The organism is Chitinophaga ginsengisegetis (genome assembly GCF_900168065.1).
Lineage (GTDB): Bacteria > Bacteroidota > Bacteroidia > Chitinophagales > Chitinophagaceae > Chitinophaga > Chitinophaga ginsengisegetis.
Map to the genome: position 1 here is coordinate 1461375 of NZ_FUZZ01000001.1, position 16906 is coordinate 1478280.

Annotated in this window: 15 protein-coding genes; 4 read left to right on the forward strand and 11 right to left on the reverse strand. The window is 46.8% G+C overall.

Annotation, left to right across the window (positions count from 1 at the left end; all coding sequences use genetic code 11):
- Position 1: 1 nt before the first annotated feature.
- The 7 genes from B5Z18_RS05715 to B5Z18_RS05745 all read right to left on the reverse strand — a co-directional run bounded on the left by B5Z18_RS05715 (position 2) and on the right by B5Z18_RS05745 (position 11008).
- Positions 2–2314, reverse strand: coding sequence for a Gldg family protein (locus B5Z18_RS05715; protein ID WP_079468419.1), 2313 nt, complete (start codon positions 2312–2314; stop codon positions 2–4).
- Between the two features lie 9 nt (positions 2315–2323).
- Entirely contained in the window at positions 2324–3250 is a 927-nt protein-coding gene (locus B5Z18_RS05720; protein WP_079468420.1) for an ABC transporter ATP-binding protein, read from the reverse strand.
- A 27-nt stretch (positions 3251–3277) separates the two neighbouring features.
- Positions 3278–4750 (reverse strand): RagB/SusD family nutrient uptake outer membrane protein, encoded by a 1473-nt coding sequence (locus B5Z18_RS05725; RefSeq protein WP_235015878.1) that lies wholly within the window; start codon positions 4748–4750, stop codon positions 3278–3280.
- Positions 4751–4772: 22 nt separating this feature from the next.
- Entirely contained in the window at positions 4773–8417 is a 3645-nt protein-coding gene (locus B5Z18_RS05730; protein WP_079468421.1) for a SusC/RagA family TonB-linked outer membrane protein, read from the reverse strand.
- A gap of 161 nt (positions 8418–8578) precedes the next feature.
- Positions 8579–9748, reverse strand: a complete 1170-nt coding sequence (locus tag B5Z18_RS05735) for a FecR family protein (protein ID WP_159454207.1) — start codon at positions 9746–9748, stop codon at positions 8579–8581.
- Positions 9749–9773: 25 nt separating this feature from the next.
- Positions 9774–10349: an RNA polymerase sigma factor gene (locus B5Z18_RS05740; protein ID WP_079468423.1), complete on the reverse strand. Its 576-nt coding sequence runs from the start codon at positions 10347–10349 to the stop codon at positions 9774–9776.
- Between the two features lie 50 nt (positions 10350–10399).
- On the reverse strand, positions 10400–11008 hold the full coding sequence (locus B5Z18_RS05745) for an RNA polymerase sigma factor (RefSeq protein WP_079468424.1): 609 nt from the start codon (positions 11006–11008) through the stop codon (positions 10400–10402).
- A 164-nt stretch (positions 11009–11172) separates the two neighbouring features.
- Between B5Z18_RS05745 and B5Z18_RS05750 the strand changes: the two genes are divergently transcribed.
- Positions 11173–11757 (forward strand): hypothetical protein, encoded by a 585-nt coding sequence (locus B5Z18_RS05750; protein ID WP_079468425.1) that lies wholly within the window; start codon positions 11173–11175, stop codon positions 11755–11757.
- A gap of 80 nt (positions 11758–11837) precedes the next feature.
- On the opposite strand, the gene B5Z18_RS05755 is transcribed toward B5Z18_RS05750, so the two are convergent.
- Both B5Z18_RS05755 and B5Z18_RS05760 read right to left on the reverse strand, forming a co-directional pair.
- On the reverse strand, positions 11838–12488 hold the full coding sequence (locus B5Z18_RS05755; protein ID WP_079468426.1) for a hypothetical protein: 651 nt from the start codon (positions 12486–12488) through the stop codon (positions 11838–11840).
- Positions 12489–12493: 5 nt separating this feature from the next.
- Positions 12494–12994: an RNA polymerase sigma factor gene (locus tag B5Z18_RS05760; RefSeq protein WP_079468427.1), complete on the reverse strand. Its 501-nt coding sequence runs from the start codon at positions 12992–12994 to the stop codon at positions 12494–12496.
- A gap of 173 nt (positions 12995–13167) precedes the next feature.
- On the opposite strand from B5Z18_RS05760, the gene B5Z18_RS05765 reads away from it, so the two are divergent.
- Positions 13168–13668, forward strand: a complete 501-nt coding sequence (locus tag B5Z18_RS05765) for a DinB family protein (RefSeq protein ID WP_079468428.1) — start codon at positions 13168–13170, stop codon at positions 13666–13668.
- A gap of 28 nt (positions 13669–13696) precedes the next feature.
- Here B5Z18_RS05765 and B5Z18_RS05770 read toward each other — a convergent pair whose 3' ends face one another.
- Positions 13697–14350 (reverse strand): hypothetical protein, encoded by a 654-nt coding sequence (locus B5Z18_RS05770; RefSeq protein ID WP_143313500.1) that lies wholly within the window; start codon positions 14348–14350, stop codon positions 13697–13699.
- A gap of 97 nt (positions 14351–14447) precedes the next feature.
- Between B5Z18_RS05770 and B5Z18_RS05775 the strand changes: the two genes are divergently transcribed.
- Positions 14448–15632, forward strand: a complete 1185-nt coding sequence (locus B5Z18_RS05775; RefSeq protein ID WP_079468430.1) for a threonine aldolase family protein — start codon at positions 14448–14450, stop codon at positions 15630–15632.
- Between the two features lie 15 nt (positions 15633–15647).
- Here the strand turns inward: B5Z18_RS05775 and B5Z18_RS05780 are convergent, their stop codons facing one another.
- Positions 15648–15998 carry a winged helix-turn-helix transcriptional regulator gene (locus B5Z18_RS05780; protein ID WP_079468431.1) on the reverse strand — a complete coding sequence of 117 codons (351 nt, stop codon included), beginning with the start codon at positions 15996–15998 and terminating at the stop codon, positions 15648–15650.
- An 85-nt stretch (positions 15999–16083) separates the two neighbouring features.
- Here B5Z18_RS05780 and B5Z18_RS05785 point away from each other — a divergent pair, with 85 nt between their 5' ends.
- Positions 16084–16902 carry an SDR family oxidoreductase gene (locus B5Z18_RS05785; RefSeq protein WP_079468432.1) on the forward strand — a complete coding sequence of 273 codons (819 nt, stop codon included), beginning with the start codon at positions 16084–16086 and terminating at the stop codon, positions 16900–16902.
- Positions 16903–16906 lie beyond the last annotated feature (4 nt).

The window sequence follows — 16906 nt, forward strand, 5'->3', positions numbered from 1 at the left end:
TTTATTTCCGCTTACGCCTGATCAGCAATATAGCGCCAAAAGCAATCATGATTCCCGGCATCACCCAGAGGTATACGATCTTCAGCAGATCTACATCGTCGAGCGATACTTTTACCCGGTTGTCTTCCGATTCCGGGCGGTGTGTATCTATCGGGAACTGTTTGTAATCCAGCCAGCTGAATAATGCGGTAATGAAAGGGAAGTTAGCGGTTTCCACATCAAACCTGTTCAGGTTGCTGTTACTCATAAAATCGGCATCGCCGGCTACAATGATGCGTTGTTCTTTACCGTCCACTTTGCGGGTCATGCTGATCATCACCGGCAATGCTTTTCTCTCATCACCAGCGGCGGCATCATATACAACCTGTGCAGAATCCAGTACCAGCGAAGTTTTCCTTAGCCAGCTCTTTTGGGTATCGGTAATCAGCAATGGCTCAATGGTGAAGGAACTACCGCTGTAGGTAAGACCGGTAACACCCGGCATTGCCACTTTCAGGCTGTCTTTCACTGTTTTCGCTACATCGGCGGATAAAGACACTGCCAGCGGAGTTAACTGCGGTAATACGATATCCGGCGTAAGATCCTTGCTGGGTTGGGCCACCACGCCTTCCATCATTTGCACGCCCAGTTTTTGCAGGATAGGATTGAGCACCGTTTGCTTGCCTGGTTCCCCGGCAATAAGCAGGTTTCCTCCTTTATCGATATACTGTTCCAGTTTGGCCTGCGCAGCCGCGCTGAGGGCCGTTTTCGGATCTGTCAGTACCAGGGCGGTAATCCCTTCCGGGATATCGCGCGAACCGAGGGAGATGGTGTCTGAATCGAAGCCCTGGTTAATGAGGGAATACCGGAATGGTTTAGTATTGGTGATGGTCATATATTCCCTGGCGCCCACTTTATGAATATCCCTTTCCAGGTCGCCGGTTACAAACAGGATCTTTGGCAGCTTAGCCTGCAGTAAACGTTTGAAGGCAGCGGAAACCTCTGTTTCGCCTGGCCATACCATCTGGTCATCAAATACCCGCAGAAAAGTAGAGCGGCCTTTGTATTTTAACTGCATTACAAACCGGTTCAATTCCGGTTCCAGGTCAATTATTTTTTTGATCTCTTCGGGTGTTTTAAACGCGGATACCTTCATCCCCATCCCACGTATGGTTTGCTCCGCCGCCTCTTTAACAGTTTTGCCGGGATACATTTTAGCAAACGGAAACTGCGGATTATCCAACGGCTCGGCATAGTACTGTACAAACCGGAAACTGATACCCGGCTTGAAACGGGTATACAGATCCCAGTTGTCCAGCAGCCTGTTACGTTGCTCGGGTACGCCCAGCCACGAATATCTGCTCAAAGCATTGTTATAAGTGATCACTTCCAGTGGTTCATCTCCCAACTCTTTAATAATCCGTTGGGCATTGGGTGTGAGGGTTTGTTCCTGGTGAACCGTGGTATCCGTATAGGTTGTAAAGGCAGGCCGGGAACTGACATAACCCACAGCGAGGCCAATAACCACCACAATCACATATCTCATTGCTTTCACCATAAATGGCCTGGATTCCATGCCGGATTTCAGCTTGAAATAGGTGAAGCCGATAAACATAAAGATGATAACGAGGAAATATAATACATCTTTACTGCTGATTAAACCAAACAACATTTTCTGCGTACGTCCCTGGATAGACAGGAAATAGGTAAGATCCCGCACAAAATCGATGCTTTGCCACATGGTGCCTACAAAGCTGAGGATGCCGATCATCACAAAAGTACATACCGCCGCTACTACCTGGTAGGTAGTTAAACTGGACATAAACAACCCGATGGCGGCGTACGTGCACAGCAACAGGAAAAGTCCCAGTACAGCAGATAGCATGATCCCGCTGTCCAGTGATTTGATCTGCCACATTCCGGCCACAATGAAAACACTCATGGCCGCCACCATCAGCAGGCTGTAAATAAGCATGGCCAGGTACTTACCCAGCACAATGTCCCGCACTTTGATCGGGGAAGAATACAGCAGTTTAATAGTACCACTGCTGGTTTCCCGGCTGATCAATCCCATTGTAAGCAAGGGTATGTAGAGATACAGTTTCTGCATCACGTTATCGAATACGCTCATTTGACTGGAAAAGATCTTGATAGTCAGATGATCCATATAACGTAACTGTTCGCCGCCCATTTCCTGCATGCCGGCGTATCCTTTCAGCTGAAGGAAATAGGCGATACCGCATTGAATAAAAAAGGCAACCAGTAAAAACCAGGCAATGGGAGAATAGAACAGTACCCGTAGTTCTGTTTTTGCAATTCTGAATATTGTCTTCATTAAATATTTTTATTGAGATGATTGACTGGATAATTGTTTGAAGATCTCATCGAGTGCTGTTTTATCGAGATTGATTTCGCGCAGCCTCCATCCGTTCTGCACACTGGCGATGATCAGCTTTTCGGTGATATCCTGGTTGCCGTTGAAATACAGGCGCACTTGCCGTTCTGTAAGAAAATCGGCTTTGGTAACCCCATCTATTTTCAACAGCTCGGCAGCAGCCGGCGGATTTTCCAGGTGCATCATTACACTGTGTGGTTCCACATAGTTGTTGAATGCGTCCATGCTGTCGGAGAATACGATCCTTCCGTTTTCAATCATCTTGATTTCTTTACAGAGCAATTGTATTTCAGAGAGAATGTGGGAAGAAAAGATAACGGCCCGGTCCTGTGCAATTTCTTTGATCAGGGAGCGGACTTCCGTGATCTGGTTGGGATCGAGGCCATTGGTAGGCTCGTCCAGCACCACCAGGCGGGGACGGTGAACAATGGCTTGTGCAATGCCTACGCGCTGCCGGTAGCCACCGGAAAGATTGCGGATCAACCGGCTGCTGAAGTGGTCGATGCCGCAACGTTCCTTGGCTTCTTTTATGGCTGGTTTCATTCTGTCTTTTGGCAACTGTCTTAATCCTGCGCAATAACCCAGGTATTCATCTACCGTCAGATCCATGTACAGCGGCGGGTTCTGTGGCAAAAAACCGATCTCTCTTTTTGCGAGCTGCGGATCTTCGCGCATGTTGATTCCATTGATATATACATTCCCTTCTGTTTGGTTCAGGGCGCCGCAAAGGATGTTCATGGTGGTGGACTTACCCGCACCATTAGATCCCAGCAGTCCGACGATACCGGTTTTGCTGATCTCTATATTGATATCACGGATCGCCCATGAGCTGCTATACTTATGAGACAGGCGCTCAAGCTTTACAATGCTGGTCATATCGTGTTGGTCTGTTTTTTTATTGAATTATGGATTATCGGGCATACCCGGGTTGTTCTGTATAAAGTAGGGCGGTATTTTCATCACCAGGCGGTTGGGCTGCTTCAGTGTAATGACCGTAGTTGTTCCATTGGTGTTGTACAAAGTATGCGTGATCGGCTTACCGCTGAAAATGGGATCTACCGATAATCTGCGCATATCAAACCAGCGGTATCCCTCCTGTGCAAATTCACGGATACGCTCATCGATGATGTATTTTATCAGCGCAACCTGGTTGCCTGCAATGATTGCCGGCACCGGCGCATCAGCCGATGGCATGCGGTTCCTTCTTAATGTTTCCAGGTCTGCAACTGCGCCGCCCAGGTCGTTTGTCCTGGCCCTGCACTCTGCCCGTAGCAGGTACAGTTCGGGCAATTGCAATCCGAAGCGCGACCAGGTAATACCATATTTACGCAACCTGCCGCCAGGGTTGAGGTTACCATCCATATCTTTGTTGGTATACAGCAGCAGGCGCTGATCATGAGGCCCATACAAGGCTGCGGTGGCCGGCATCAGTACCAGTCCGTCGGTGCCAAACATATTCCCCCGGAACGGACCATTGTAATAAACTTTAGAAAGAATTGCTTCCCTGGTGTCATTGCGGTTAACGCCCGGCCCCTGCGGGCCGAAAGTTGGATCGATGGGCAGGAATGCGCCGCCCGGTGCAAACTCCACGTTGTAGTTATACAGCACCGGTGCGCCGTTGGCAGCAATATCGGTGAAGGCATTATTCAGTAATGGCAACGCATCCGTATAGCGGCCCATAAATATATACACTTTGCCCAACAGCCCGGCCACCGCTGGTTTGGACATGCGCGTCACAATGCTGGGGCGCACGGGTACATCCGCCAGTGCTTCTGTAAGGTCTTTAATAATAAAATCATAGCTACCCTGTACGCTGCCGCGGCTGAACTCCCGCACGGTAATATCCGCTTTGTCGATAACCGGAAAACCCATATCTGTAGCGGCAGTAGCGGCGTCGTAGGGTTTTGCGTAAAAATTGATAAACTGGAAATTTATCCAGGCGCGGGTAGCTTTTGCTTCAGCGAGGAGTTGTTTCTTTTGTGCATCTGATCCGCCGGAAGATTCCATCACTTCTGCGATGATCTTGTTGAGCAGGTACATCTTTTCCAGTCCTTCCCGTAATAAGAAAGGGTACGACAGTTCATCGCCAGGCTTATAGATGCTGTCGGCCCATTGAAAAAGCCGCGGCATCCATACCGAGCCCCTGTTCAGGAAAGCTGCTTCTGCGCCTGTTTCATCGCCCATTGATACGGCTTCCTGCCACCCTGAAATGTCACTCATATAAAACCAGGGGTTGTTCATCAGCTTATCATAGTCGTCGGTGGTGGTAGCTACCTGGCTCCCCTGCGGCACTACTTCCAGGAAATCCTTTTTGCAGGCAACAAAAGAAAAGAGCAGCGTTATATATAAGAAAGGACAAATTATTTTCTTTATCATGATCTGTTCAATTTATGTTCACTTATAAAGTAAGGTTTACGCCCAGGCTGTAGCTATGCAGAAAAGGAGGCGTGGTCCTGCCTCCCTGCCGCATGTCGTGGTATTCCGGATCAATACCAAGATCGTTGGCTTTCCACACCATAAAATTGGTGGCTTGTCCGTATACGCTCAGTTCCTGTACCTTCAAAGGTTTCAGCCAGGAAGCAGGCAGTTCATAATTAAGCGTAAGATCCCTGATCTTGATATAGGAGGCGCTCACTACATTGATATCGGCCCTGTTATAGTAGTTCATGTTGCGGCGGGTATAGCCTTCAGATGGATTGGCTACATAGGAAGGCATATTGGTGATAGCTTCATCTCCCGGCTTTTTCCAGCGGTCCAGGAAAAAGCTGGGCAGATTTCCGGACATAAATCCTGACGCATATTGTCCTATCCGGTCAGAGGTGATAATGGCAGCATCAGTGCGCATCACATTGCCCATGTTATAAATCATGTTCACCGACAGTGAAATGCCCTTGTAACGAAAGGTATTGGAGAACCCGCCATTGAAAATGGGAATGGTGGTACCCATATATTTGATATCCTCATTCTTTGTTTGGTAGTAGGGATCTTTGATAATGGATTTATCGCTGAGTTTTATCTGCGGGTCGCCCATATTATCCAGTCCGCCCCAGGTGTAGGCGAAAACAGGTCCGGCGGGATAACCGATATAATAGAACGATTGTATTTTATAATCCCCGGTATTGGCATAGGCGGATAGCGTTTCAAAATCCAGCAGCTTATTTTTGTTATAGCTGAATATAAATGTGGTGGACCAGTTCAAACCATTTCCCTGGATATTCTGTGAAGTGATATTCAATTCGAAGCCTTTATTGGAATATTTGCCGATATTTCCCAGGCTACTTCTATACCCGGTAAATGGATTCAGGAAAACGTTGCCCAACATGTCGGAGGTGGTTTTGCGGTACATATCAATACTTCCGCTGATCCTTCCTTTCAGCAGGGAATAATCTATACCGATATTAATGGTTTCAGTATGCTCCCAGGCAAGTTTGTTATTGGCAGTAGTTTGAATGCCTAATGCATCACCGGCTATTCCGCCGCTAATAGCCTGGGGGCTCGCATTCAGGATATCATTCCTTGATGCAGACCCCACGTAGGGCGAATTCCCTGTGATACCATAGGTGGTTCTGATGCTAAGGTTATCGACCCATGTGATGGGTTTGAAAAAATGCTCTTTTGCCAGTTGCCACTTAGCGCCAAAACTCCATATCGGCTTATTCTGCGAAGAAACATCGCTGCCAAAAAGATTACTGTGATCCTGCCGCCAGCTTCCATCTACACTATATTTTCCGTTAAAAGTATAACTGGCCAGTGCAAATTTTGAAGTAAAACGGGAGAGCGTTTGGTTAACGAAGTATGGGCGCTGCAGGTAGCCGTAACCACTAACCGTACCTGTTACACCCTGGCTCAGGGTGGCATAATCAACCATCCCGTAGGTGCCCAGTTTTTCATCATATCCCAAAAAAGTACTGGTGGTGGAAAAGTTGAATTGTTCCTGTGCCTCCTGCCCTACCTGTATCATCAGGTGATCCCGGCCCTGTCCGGGTTCTGCAGTGTATACCAGCTGGTTCCGTACGGTCCAGTTGCGCTGATCGTTGTGCCCCTCCATGAAAGTGCCGCCGGTAGTGGGTACCAGGTATTTAGGTGTGGAATTGACAGTAGGCGCTATGGTAAACCCCAGGAGCTGCTGCCGCTGAGAAAACGCCCTGTTATCACTAAAATAGTTGTTAGTACCCGGAGATTTCACATAACCATAGGTACCATCAAAACTCAATCCTTTCCAGATTTTGATGTTTGCGTTGGCGGTAAGGTTAATGAAAATAGTATTCCTTTCACTATGCGCGTAATCCGTTTCATCGAGCGGTACATAATCCATATTGATCCTGCTGCGCGCCTGGTAATCGAGCCGCAGGGAATCTGACCAGCCAGACATAAATGGCATTGCCACGTTTTTCCCGGATGCATCCCTGGGCAGCAGGTAGGGCAACACATAAGGAGCAGCTGCCATCTGGTTCTTTGAGCTTTGTACGCTGTTGATGAGAGAGGCATTTACAGAGATCCTGATATTTTTATTCGGCTGAAGATTTTGCGTCAGGTTTATTTTGTAACTATTGTCTTTATTTCCCGGCATATTATCCTGCGACATAGTATAGCCCAATGATCCATAAAATGAATACACGTTATTTCCACCGCTCACAGAAACGGTATGATTGGTGGTAAACGCCGGGCGAACCATCAGATCAAGGATCTGCTGCCGGTTGTTGATAGACGCCAGGCTGTCCATTCCTTTGTTGTACTGCGCGTCAGAGATCAGTCCGCGGTAATGATCATACATCAGCTGGTCGTGCGGCGGAATGGTTTGATCATACAAGGTATTCCACGGAAACTGTATGGGGTCGAATAATTCTTTTGCGGTAGCAATGAACTGCTGGCTGTTCATCACCGGGATATAACTGTAGTTGGGTTTACCCTGGAAGTTAATAAAGCCGTTGTAGCCAACCGTGAGCCGTTGATTATTTTTCCCCGATTTAGTGGTGAGTACTATTACGCCGTTGGCTGCCCTGGCGCCATAAATGGCGGCAGCAGCGGCGTCTTTCAATACTGTGATATTCTCGATATCATCGGGGTTCAGCGTACTGAAATCGTTTACGATCATGCCGTTGATCACATACAGCGGATCTGTGTTCAGCTGAACGGTGCCTTTTCCCCTGATCACACTTCTCCGGGTGGTAACGCCATTTCCATTCATGTTGCGGGAATCTACATCATAATCGGCGCCCACTGCCAGGGTTAATCCGGGGATCAGTCCATCGAGTCTTTGCATGATATCCATGCTGCCGGTACGTTTGGCAACAATCTCCATATCCGGCTTACCAAAGGAGCCGGTGGCCCTTTCTTTATCGAGTTTCTGATAGCCGGTATTAACAATCACCTTTACATCGGAGAGCTGGTACACTTTACTTTTTACGACAATGGTATGTTGCTGTTCATCCATGTTCAGCTCGCCGGTCCAGGGTTCTATATTTACGCCGGTAATCCGGGCCTTCACCACCGGAAGTTCTACTTCAGATAAAATGAAGACGCCCTTTTCGTCTGTAAAAGACATCTGCAAACGGTCGGCGGATACATCAGCGTGAACGGTGGCGCCGGCAATAGGTCTTTTGCGTTCATCTACTACCCGCCCGCTGAAAATCCTGCCCGGGTTGGAAGGCACTGGCTCCACCATTACCGGTTGCGCCATTGCAGCAGGTTGTTCGGGGGTAATCACAATCACCTTATTTTTTATTTCCCAGGTAAGATGTTGTTCTGAAAGACATTGATCCAATACATCCTCCAGGGAGGCATCTTTTACATTCAGGTTTACAGATTTGGATTTCTTCAGTGTTTCTTTACTGACGAGAACAGAATATCCTGTTTGTTTTTCTACTTCCCTGAAAATTTTCTCCAGGGATAAATTCCGTCCTGTGATCGTAATCTTTTGTGCGTAAGCATTGGCGCTAAGAAGTAATGCTGCTGTAAAAACAAAGAAACATACCTTCATAAATCTGGTCAGTTTAAGTGGCATACCATCAGGCATGGGACTGCCATGTACAATTAAGTTCATATCTTTGTACCGGTTTGGATGTTAAAGTAATGCTGAAAAGCGATTTTGGTTTTACGTTTAAGTCCTGCTGTTATCCGGAAATGTTTTCCCCATTTCCGGATTTTTTTTGGTTGATGTACTACGGTTTATTTATATATTTTCATTCACAATGACTGGTTGGTTTAATTTTTTCTAGGACCGGGAATAACGATGATCTTCTTCCCTTTTATTTCAAAATGTACTTTGTGTGTTAATTCCAGGACGTCCAGGATTTGTGTGGCGTTTTCGCTTTTCGGAATGGCGCCGTAAAATTCTTCGCCCGGCAGCTGTCCCTGGTATACGATCTCTACATCATACCACCTGGCCACCTGCCGCATGATGGTGGCAATGTCTGTATTATAAAAACGGAATTTGCCTTCCTTCCAGGCCAGCACTTCTTCCAGGTCTGGTGTGGTTATGACAATACCGGGTGCGCCATTTGTTACTGCTGCCTGTTGCCCGGGTTTTAATATTTTCTGTTCTCTCTGCTGTATCACCCTGATGGCGCCGTTTATCAGCGTGGTTTTGATGGCTGCTTCGTCGGGGTATGCCATCAGGTTAAATTCCGTTCCCAGTACTTCGATACGCTGCCCTTTGGAAACAACGATAAAAGGTTTCGTGGCATTCTTAGCCACACGGAGGTATGCTTCTCCCGAAATTTCCACACTCCTTTCTTTATCATCAAAACGGTTGGGATACCTGATGTAAGAAGCGCTGTTGAGCCATACCTCCGTACCATCAGACAGCTGCAGCTGATATTGTCCGCCACGCGGGATGGTAAGCACATGCATGGTAACAGCTCCCGAAGGATCGGCTGCATAGGCGAGTTTGCCGTTGTTTTGTTTAACCACGCCATTTTCACCGGCAATTTGGCCGTTGCTGATACTATCCAGTGTAATCACTTTGCCATTGCCCAGCGTGAGTATAGCTTTGTTGCCACCCGGCGCCAGTGGCGTTTGTACGGCCATTGGCCTGCGTTCCAGCGAACGGTAATAGGTATAGCCACCTATGCCAAGCAATACCGCTATACAGGCCGCCGCAGCCATCCGGAGCCAGGTCATGCGATACACCGGTGTTGCAGCAGGGGTGGCACCGGTGGCAGTCATGATAGCCTGCCACACCACGTCTTCCCGCTCCGGTGGCAGGTCTGTGAGCGGTTTGTGTTCCCGCAAACCGCGGCGCAATACTTCGCGCAAAATATCCTCGTGGCCGGGCTGCTGCAGATACTGCAGGAATTCCGCGTGTTCCTGTGGGGTAGCGGCGCCCTGGATGCAACGGTGATATAAAGCAGCTATATTATCTGGTAGTTCCATCATTCAATTTCTTAGGTGTATGTTTTTAATGGGAAAGCTTTGCCAGGCAAAACCGCCGTATCGATCGCATCGCCTGATCCAGGTTCCATTTCACAGTTTCGGGCGACACCAGGAGCTGATCGGCCACTTCATTTCTTTTTAATCCTTCCTGTTTTATCAGCTTATAAGTTTGTTGCTGTTTGTCCGGCAGCCGGGCTACGGCTTCATCCAGCAAGGTATCCAGCTCTTTTTCGATGTAGAGGTCCAGCGGATCTTTTTTGTCCGTTTCCGCTTGTGACTGCGGATCGCTGACGGTTCTGCGCAACTCCCGGATCATTTTAAAACCGGCATGTTCCGTTACCCGGTAAATCCACCCTCCGAAATGTGTGATCACCGGCAACCGTTCCCGGTGCAACCATACCTTCATAAAAACTTCCTGCAACACATCTTCGGCCAGTTCGCGGCTTCCCGTGAGGTGATAGATGGTGGTATACAGTTGTTTCCTGTAATGCGCAAATACCATGGCAAAGGCAGCGGTGTCTCCGTTGGCAATTCTCCCGAGTAACCCTGCTTCATCAGGCAGATAAACAGTATGATTTTTACGGCCTTTCCTGTGAATCATATATATAAGAGCCACGGGAATAACAATTGGGGGGTAAGGACGAAAAAAAATTATTGCAGGCCGTTCACCAGCATAAAAGCCAGGGTAAGTCCCATGTGCGCCATGCAATATTTACGGACGGACTGGTTGGCCTGGTCCAGGTTCCATTTTACGGTTTCGGGTGACACTGACAGTCGTGCTGCCACCTCTTTTCTTTTCAGTCCCTGTTGTTTAATGAGCCGGTAAGTGAGCTGCTGTTTCTCCGGCAATTGCGCAATGGCGGCCTCCAGCAACTGGTCATATTCTTTCTCAATAAAAATATCAACGGGATCTTTTTCCGGCAGAGTTAACGGATCGTTGGATAAAACATGCAGCCCGCTTGCTATACGGCGGTTATTGCGGATCACTTTGAAGCCGGCATACTCGGCCACTTTATACAGCCATCCGGGGAAATTAATAATGCCGGGCAGTCGCTCCCGGTGCATCCACACCTTGATAAATACCTCCTGCAATACATCTTCGGCCATCTCATGACTGCCGGTTACATGTAAAACAGTGGTGTACAAATTTTTCTTATACGCTTTAAACAATATGGCAAAGGCCGTGCTGTCACCGTCAGCTACGCGATGCAGCAACTCCTGCTCTCCTGGCAGATCCTCATGAATTCCGAAACCCCTCATATGTGAATCAATGAAATCAGGATAAATTTCCTTGATTAGTAAATTATGGTTGTGGAAGTAAATTTATTAATAAAATCTGCCGGAAGGTTATTTTTTTAAACCGAAACGCCATATACATAATATATTATATATTTGTCTGTCTTAAAAAAAGATACCCTGATCTTATGAAACGGCATATATTTCCCGCGTTCACAGCTGCCATCATTTTATTTTTTGTTACCGGCAATTGTTTCGCGCAACAGGCAGACAGTGTTAAGCAGGCGCAATTCCTGGCATTGATAAAGAAGGCAGCTGTTACACTGAGAAATGAAAAGGCTGATGCCAAAAAGCTGCAGAAAGCAGAAGCCGCCATGAAAGAGACACAGGATATTTATTATAAGAGAAGGGACAGCCTGCAACAAGCCGATGATAGTCCACAGCCGGTATATGATGCGAACAGTGTTGACCTCGGCGCAGTAGTGATGACAGATCTCGCTGCAAAAGAAGACACCTCAAAGGAACACAAGGATTACCTGGCTGCGCTGCTAACACGTAATACCCTTACCATTATTCATATTTTCGGGAAAGAGGCCGGCCAGGATACCTGGCTCCTGCTGGCAAAGAAACTGAACTACGAGGGGAAGGATTATGCACAATACCTCCAGTCGTTTTCCTATAGCGACAAAACAAAAGACGCTTATATAAAGGTGATCAAAAATTCGTTGCTGGACTTGGCGAAGGAAGAAGCGAAAAAGCGGTCGGATTATTAATATTTTCCAGTTTACAAATGCAGGGCCGGTTCCTTTTAGCCTCAAAAGGTTTGTGGACCGGCCTTACCGGTAAGCTACCATCATCCGGCACTTCTATACTCTCTCACTTGCCTCAGCAAGTCCATCGATTTTATAATCGGATCCCATTCTTTTCCTTTAAAAATTAAGCGGAACCATTTCTTTTCCCGGTTCTCATACCGGATATTAAGAAACAGCCATACAGCAGGATAGGTGAAGGCGGCCGTTACCAATACCTGGATCAATACAAGTACCGTATTGCCATGCAACAACATATCCTTCGTAAGGTAAAAGGTAGTCCATACCGGCAATTGCAGGAAAAGCAACCGTGCCACCCAAAGCGTGGATGCCTTCAACTGGGATAATTTTTCCTGTGCAGCCAGTACCGGCTCATCAATATCCAACTGGTGCACTAAGATCAGCTGGTACAGATAGATAACAATGGCCACTTGTGTCAGCAACACCTGGATCCCTGCTGAAACCAGGAAAAAAAGGCTGGCAACATGAAAAAAATTAATGATCAGCGTGTCCACAAAGGCGACCCATAAAATCCCCACAATGATGGTAAACATCTTTATGGGCTTCATTGAAGCAATAAAGTGCTGCACCTTTATCCGGGTAATATCTGCAGCCACTTCCTTGTTAAACAACAGTGTTTCTTCCAATTTTTTGTCATACGTTTTCCAGAGATGAATCATTTCTTTGTCTTCCATTTTTGTTACGTTTTGATGGACGAAAACTTTTGTTTTAAGATGCCCTTGATCCTTGCGATTTTAGTAGCTACATTGGTTTCCGACAGCCCCATGATTTCCCCTATCTCCCGGTAACTTTTTTCTTCGAGATAGAGCAGCATCAGTGCCTTATCCAGCTCTTTCAGCTCGGCAATAAAGCGCTGCAGAAAACCAATATTTTCCGCTGTTTCGTCTTTGACATTGGTATCCACGATATGCAGGATATCTTCAGACAAGGGACTGGAAGCCTGTTTGCGACGGGTTCCTTTACGATAAAATGAAATAGCCACATTCAACGCAATACGATAGATCCAGGTGGAATACTTAACCTGGCCGGTATAGCTGCCAAATGACCGCCATAACTGGGTAATGATTTCCTGGACAAGATCTTTCCTCTCTTCTGCATCCTGGCAGTAAGATTGGGCAATCTTATAAATAATACCCTTATTTGTTTGTAGAACAGCAAGAAACAGATCAGTTGAATTCATTCGTTGAATGCTATTTCTTAATTATTCGCACCAATAACAGAAAAATCACATTTTCGGGAAAGTTTTTCTGGGATTTATGGCCTGTCCGCACAAAAAAGCCACATTCGTAAATGTAGCTTTTTTCACCAGTATCAGGTGAATATCCTATTTTTGACAAGACCATCATGATAAATATGACAAAACCTTTCAGACAAGGCGCCATCGGTGCATTGCTTGATGAATATGAAAAAGCCATTTCAGACTTAAAAGAAGTGATCAGCACCATACCCGATCACGCACTCACCATCATCACCGATCCACATACGGCCGACGAAAACTGCCGGTCGGTTCAAACCATATTGTCGCATGTAGTCAACTCCGGCTATGGCTATGCCACCAGCATTCACAACCTCCGGGGCCCCCAGCTGACGCGGCCTGTCAAAACATTTCATCTTACCATAAACGCCTACATGGAAGACCTGACCAATGTTTTCATCTTCACAGAAAAAGTATTCGAAGCATTTAAAGATGATGAATTGGAACAAATGGACAACGCGTTGAAAATAAAGGCCGGCTGGGGACAGGTATACGATATAGAACAAATGGCCGAACACGCCATTGTTCACATACTCCGGCACAGGCGGCAAATTGAGAAGATCAAGCAACAACAGCTTTCCGATATTTTAAGCCGGTAATTTTTAACTGGGACAGCAGGCACCTGCTTCAAAATACAATGCCTACGACAAACACATTTGCATTTACAGATTTTTCGCCGAACACAACGCTGTGATCTTCTTCCGCTATCTTGTCGGGGTACCGGTATTTGTATCCGCGATAAATATAAGAAGCGAACACGCCTATCTTATTAAAGTGCCAGGCAACACCGGCGCCGGCTCCATAGAAGTATTTACCGGACTCATTGAAAGTAACCGACTCCTGCCCTGCGCCTGACGGAACCTCCGCAGTACGGGTTACATTATAGCCATTCCGCCCGAACTGCCCGGTGATGTAGGGATCAATACGCCCGAAACGATGTTTGATCTTCACATCCGCAAATACCGGGATCAGCGTATGGTCATTGTAAGAAGTAAGCTCCACGCCAGGCCCAACACTAATGATATGATTCAGCAACTCTACATTAGCGGTCACCCCGCCACCGCCGCTGCCGTCGTGGATCATGCCATAAGCGTAACCATACAACAGTTTCTCCCGCTGGGCGAAAGTAAAAAGCGGTAAGCACAATAGAAAAAGCAGGATATTTTTCATGATCGTATGATGTTTCTCTTTTGTTTTAACAACCGGTCCGGTAATATTGTTGCCGGTGTTTTCCTTTGCCTGAAAATATATGAATACAACAGGTATCCCTGCAGAAAGCATATAAAAAAGCAATAACGCACAATGAAAAGTAAGGTGCGGCGTTTGTTATATTTACCGGATAAACAGGTAAACATCTCCCTGTAAAAATAAACTGTCTATGGCCTATATTCAACGCAGAAATTTCCTTAAAGCAGCCTCCCTCAGCGCATTAGCAGGTGCTTTCCCGTTGGTATCCGGAGCAACGCCTCATCATGACAACATGGATCCCGACAAAGACAGTGAAAGGATCTATTTTATCAACGACGGTATTTTTTACAGGCCGGCAGATTATATACAACAACTTCAACTTATCCAGCAACAACATCCTATCACCAGGGATTTTTACGGCACCGATGGTACGCTGAAAGAGCTGCTGGATAAATGCTGCGAGATAACCGGCAAGGAAGCAGCGATATATATGCCATCCGGTACACTGGCCAACCAGCTGGCATTGCAGGTGCTTTCCGGCGATAATCCCAAGGTGATCGTACAGGAAAGCAGCCACGTGTACCGTGATGAGGCCGACGCTGCGCAAACGGTGTTTAACAAAAGACTGATCCCGCTGGGAAAAGAACAGGCCACTTTTACGTTAGATGAACTGAAACAGGCCATCAGCTGGCATAAAGCAGAGGAAGCGTTTGAAGCCCCGGTAGGCGCGCTATCCATAGAAACGCCGGTGAGAAGATTTACCAATACTTTTTTTCCTTTGGAAGATATTACCGCTATCACTGCCTATTGCCGGGAACAAGGCATAAAAACACACCTGGATGGCGCACGGCTGCATATATCCGCCGCATTCACCGGGAATAAAGTGATCGACTATACGAAAAACTTTGATACGGTATATCTCTGTCTTTATAAGTACCTCGGCGCACAGGGCGGCGCTATCCTGTGCGGTGAAAAGAAAGTAATCGATAAAATGCCTCACCTGCTGAAAGTACACGGCGGCGGCATTTTCACCAACTGGGGGAATGCAGCTATGGCGCTGCATCACCTGCAGAACATCGACAGTGTACTACAGGAATCCATCAGGAAGGCGCAATCACTCTTTAAAGAACTGAACAACATTAGCGGCATCAAAATAGCTGCACGGGAAAGAGGTACCAATATCTTCGACCTGCATTTTGATAAACAGATAGATACCGTAAAAACGGCTAAATGGCTCCGAGATGAGAAAGGGATAATTGTGGGTCAGCCGCAGCCTTACGGCGCTTCGCGTATGATGGTGAATGCAACGATCCTGAGAAGGGATAATGCCGCCATTACAAGCGCATTTTCAAAAGCGCTGCGTATCGGCAGCTGATTGCGCCACATTACATTACTTTTTTGACCGGATCTTATTTTTATGTTGTTGCCCCCAATTAATCATGGCCTGGATAACCGGTCCTAATGTTTTGCAATAATCATTGGAGGTGTACTCCACCAACGCCGGCGATTCGTCATATACGGTACGCACTACCAGGTTATTTAGTTCCAGCTCCTTCAATGCGCGGGAAAGCATGCGCGTAGTGATACCAGGTATGCTGCGTTCTATTTCCCTGAAACGCCTATTGCCATTGCAAATGGAGTTAATAATAGGTAAGGTCCATTTACCGCCTACTACATAAATTGTATCCTGCAATGCTTTTAATTCTGCCTGTTGATTTCTTGGCTGGATGACTTTTTCCATACTATCCTTTTTTGGTATACTCTGTGATACTGGTAACAAAGTTATACCAATTTACCGATAGTTTTGTGTCATAAATAATTGCATCATGAACAAAACTATTTTTATTACCGGCACCAGTTCAGGACTAGGAAAGGCCAGCGCCCGTTATTTTGCAGAACAGGGCTGGAACGTAGCGGCCACTATGCGCAGCCCGGAAAAGGAAACAGATCTGACAAAATACTCCAACATCAAAATATTCCGGCTGGATGTTACCAATCTTGCTGAAGTGCAGCAGGCCACACAGGATGCCATCAATGCTTTCGGAAAAATTGATGTGGTGATTAACAACGCCGGCATGGGCGCCTATGGCGCGCTGGAGCTGGCAAAGGAAGCGGATATCGACTGGCAGTTTGCCGTAAACACGCGCGGGCCCATTAATATTATCCGCGCATTTCTGCCGCATTTCCGTAACAACGGCGGTGGTATGTTTATCAATGTGAGCTCCTTTATGGGTCTTACTACAGCCGTACCACTGGGATCGTTGTATAATATGTCGAAGTTCGCGCTGGAGGGGCTTACAGAAGGACTGTACTATGAGCTGAAACCACTTAATATAGAGTTGCGCTTAATTGAGCAGGGCGGTTCTACGGACAACAATTTTATCAACAATGTTGTCTGGAATGTAAACCCCGACATCACAGTGTATGATGATCTTACCCGCAAACTGAAACACCTGTTTGAAACAGCGGACAGGAGTCTGAAAGATGATACACTGGATATTGTAAAAGTACTCTTCGACCTTGCCACCAGGAAAAGCAATAAATTCCGGACGGTTATCGGTAACTCCGGCAACGGCCTGATGGCGCTGAGAAATTCGGTGCCTATTGAAACATACCTGGAACAAATATCGCAGAACTTTTCCTGAGCCG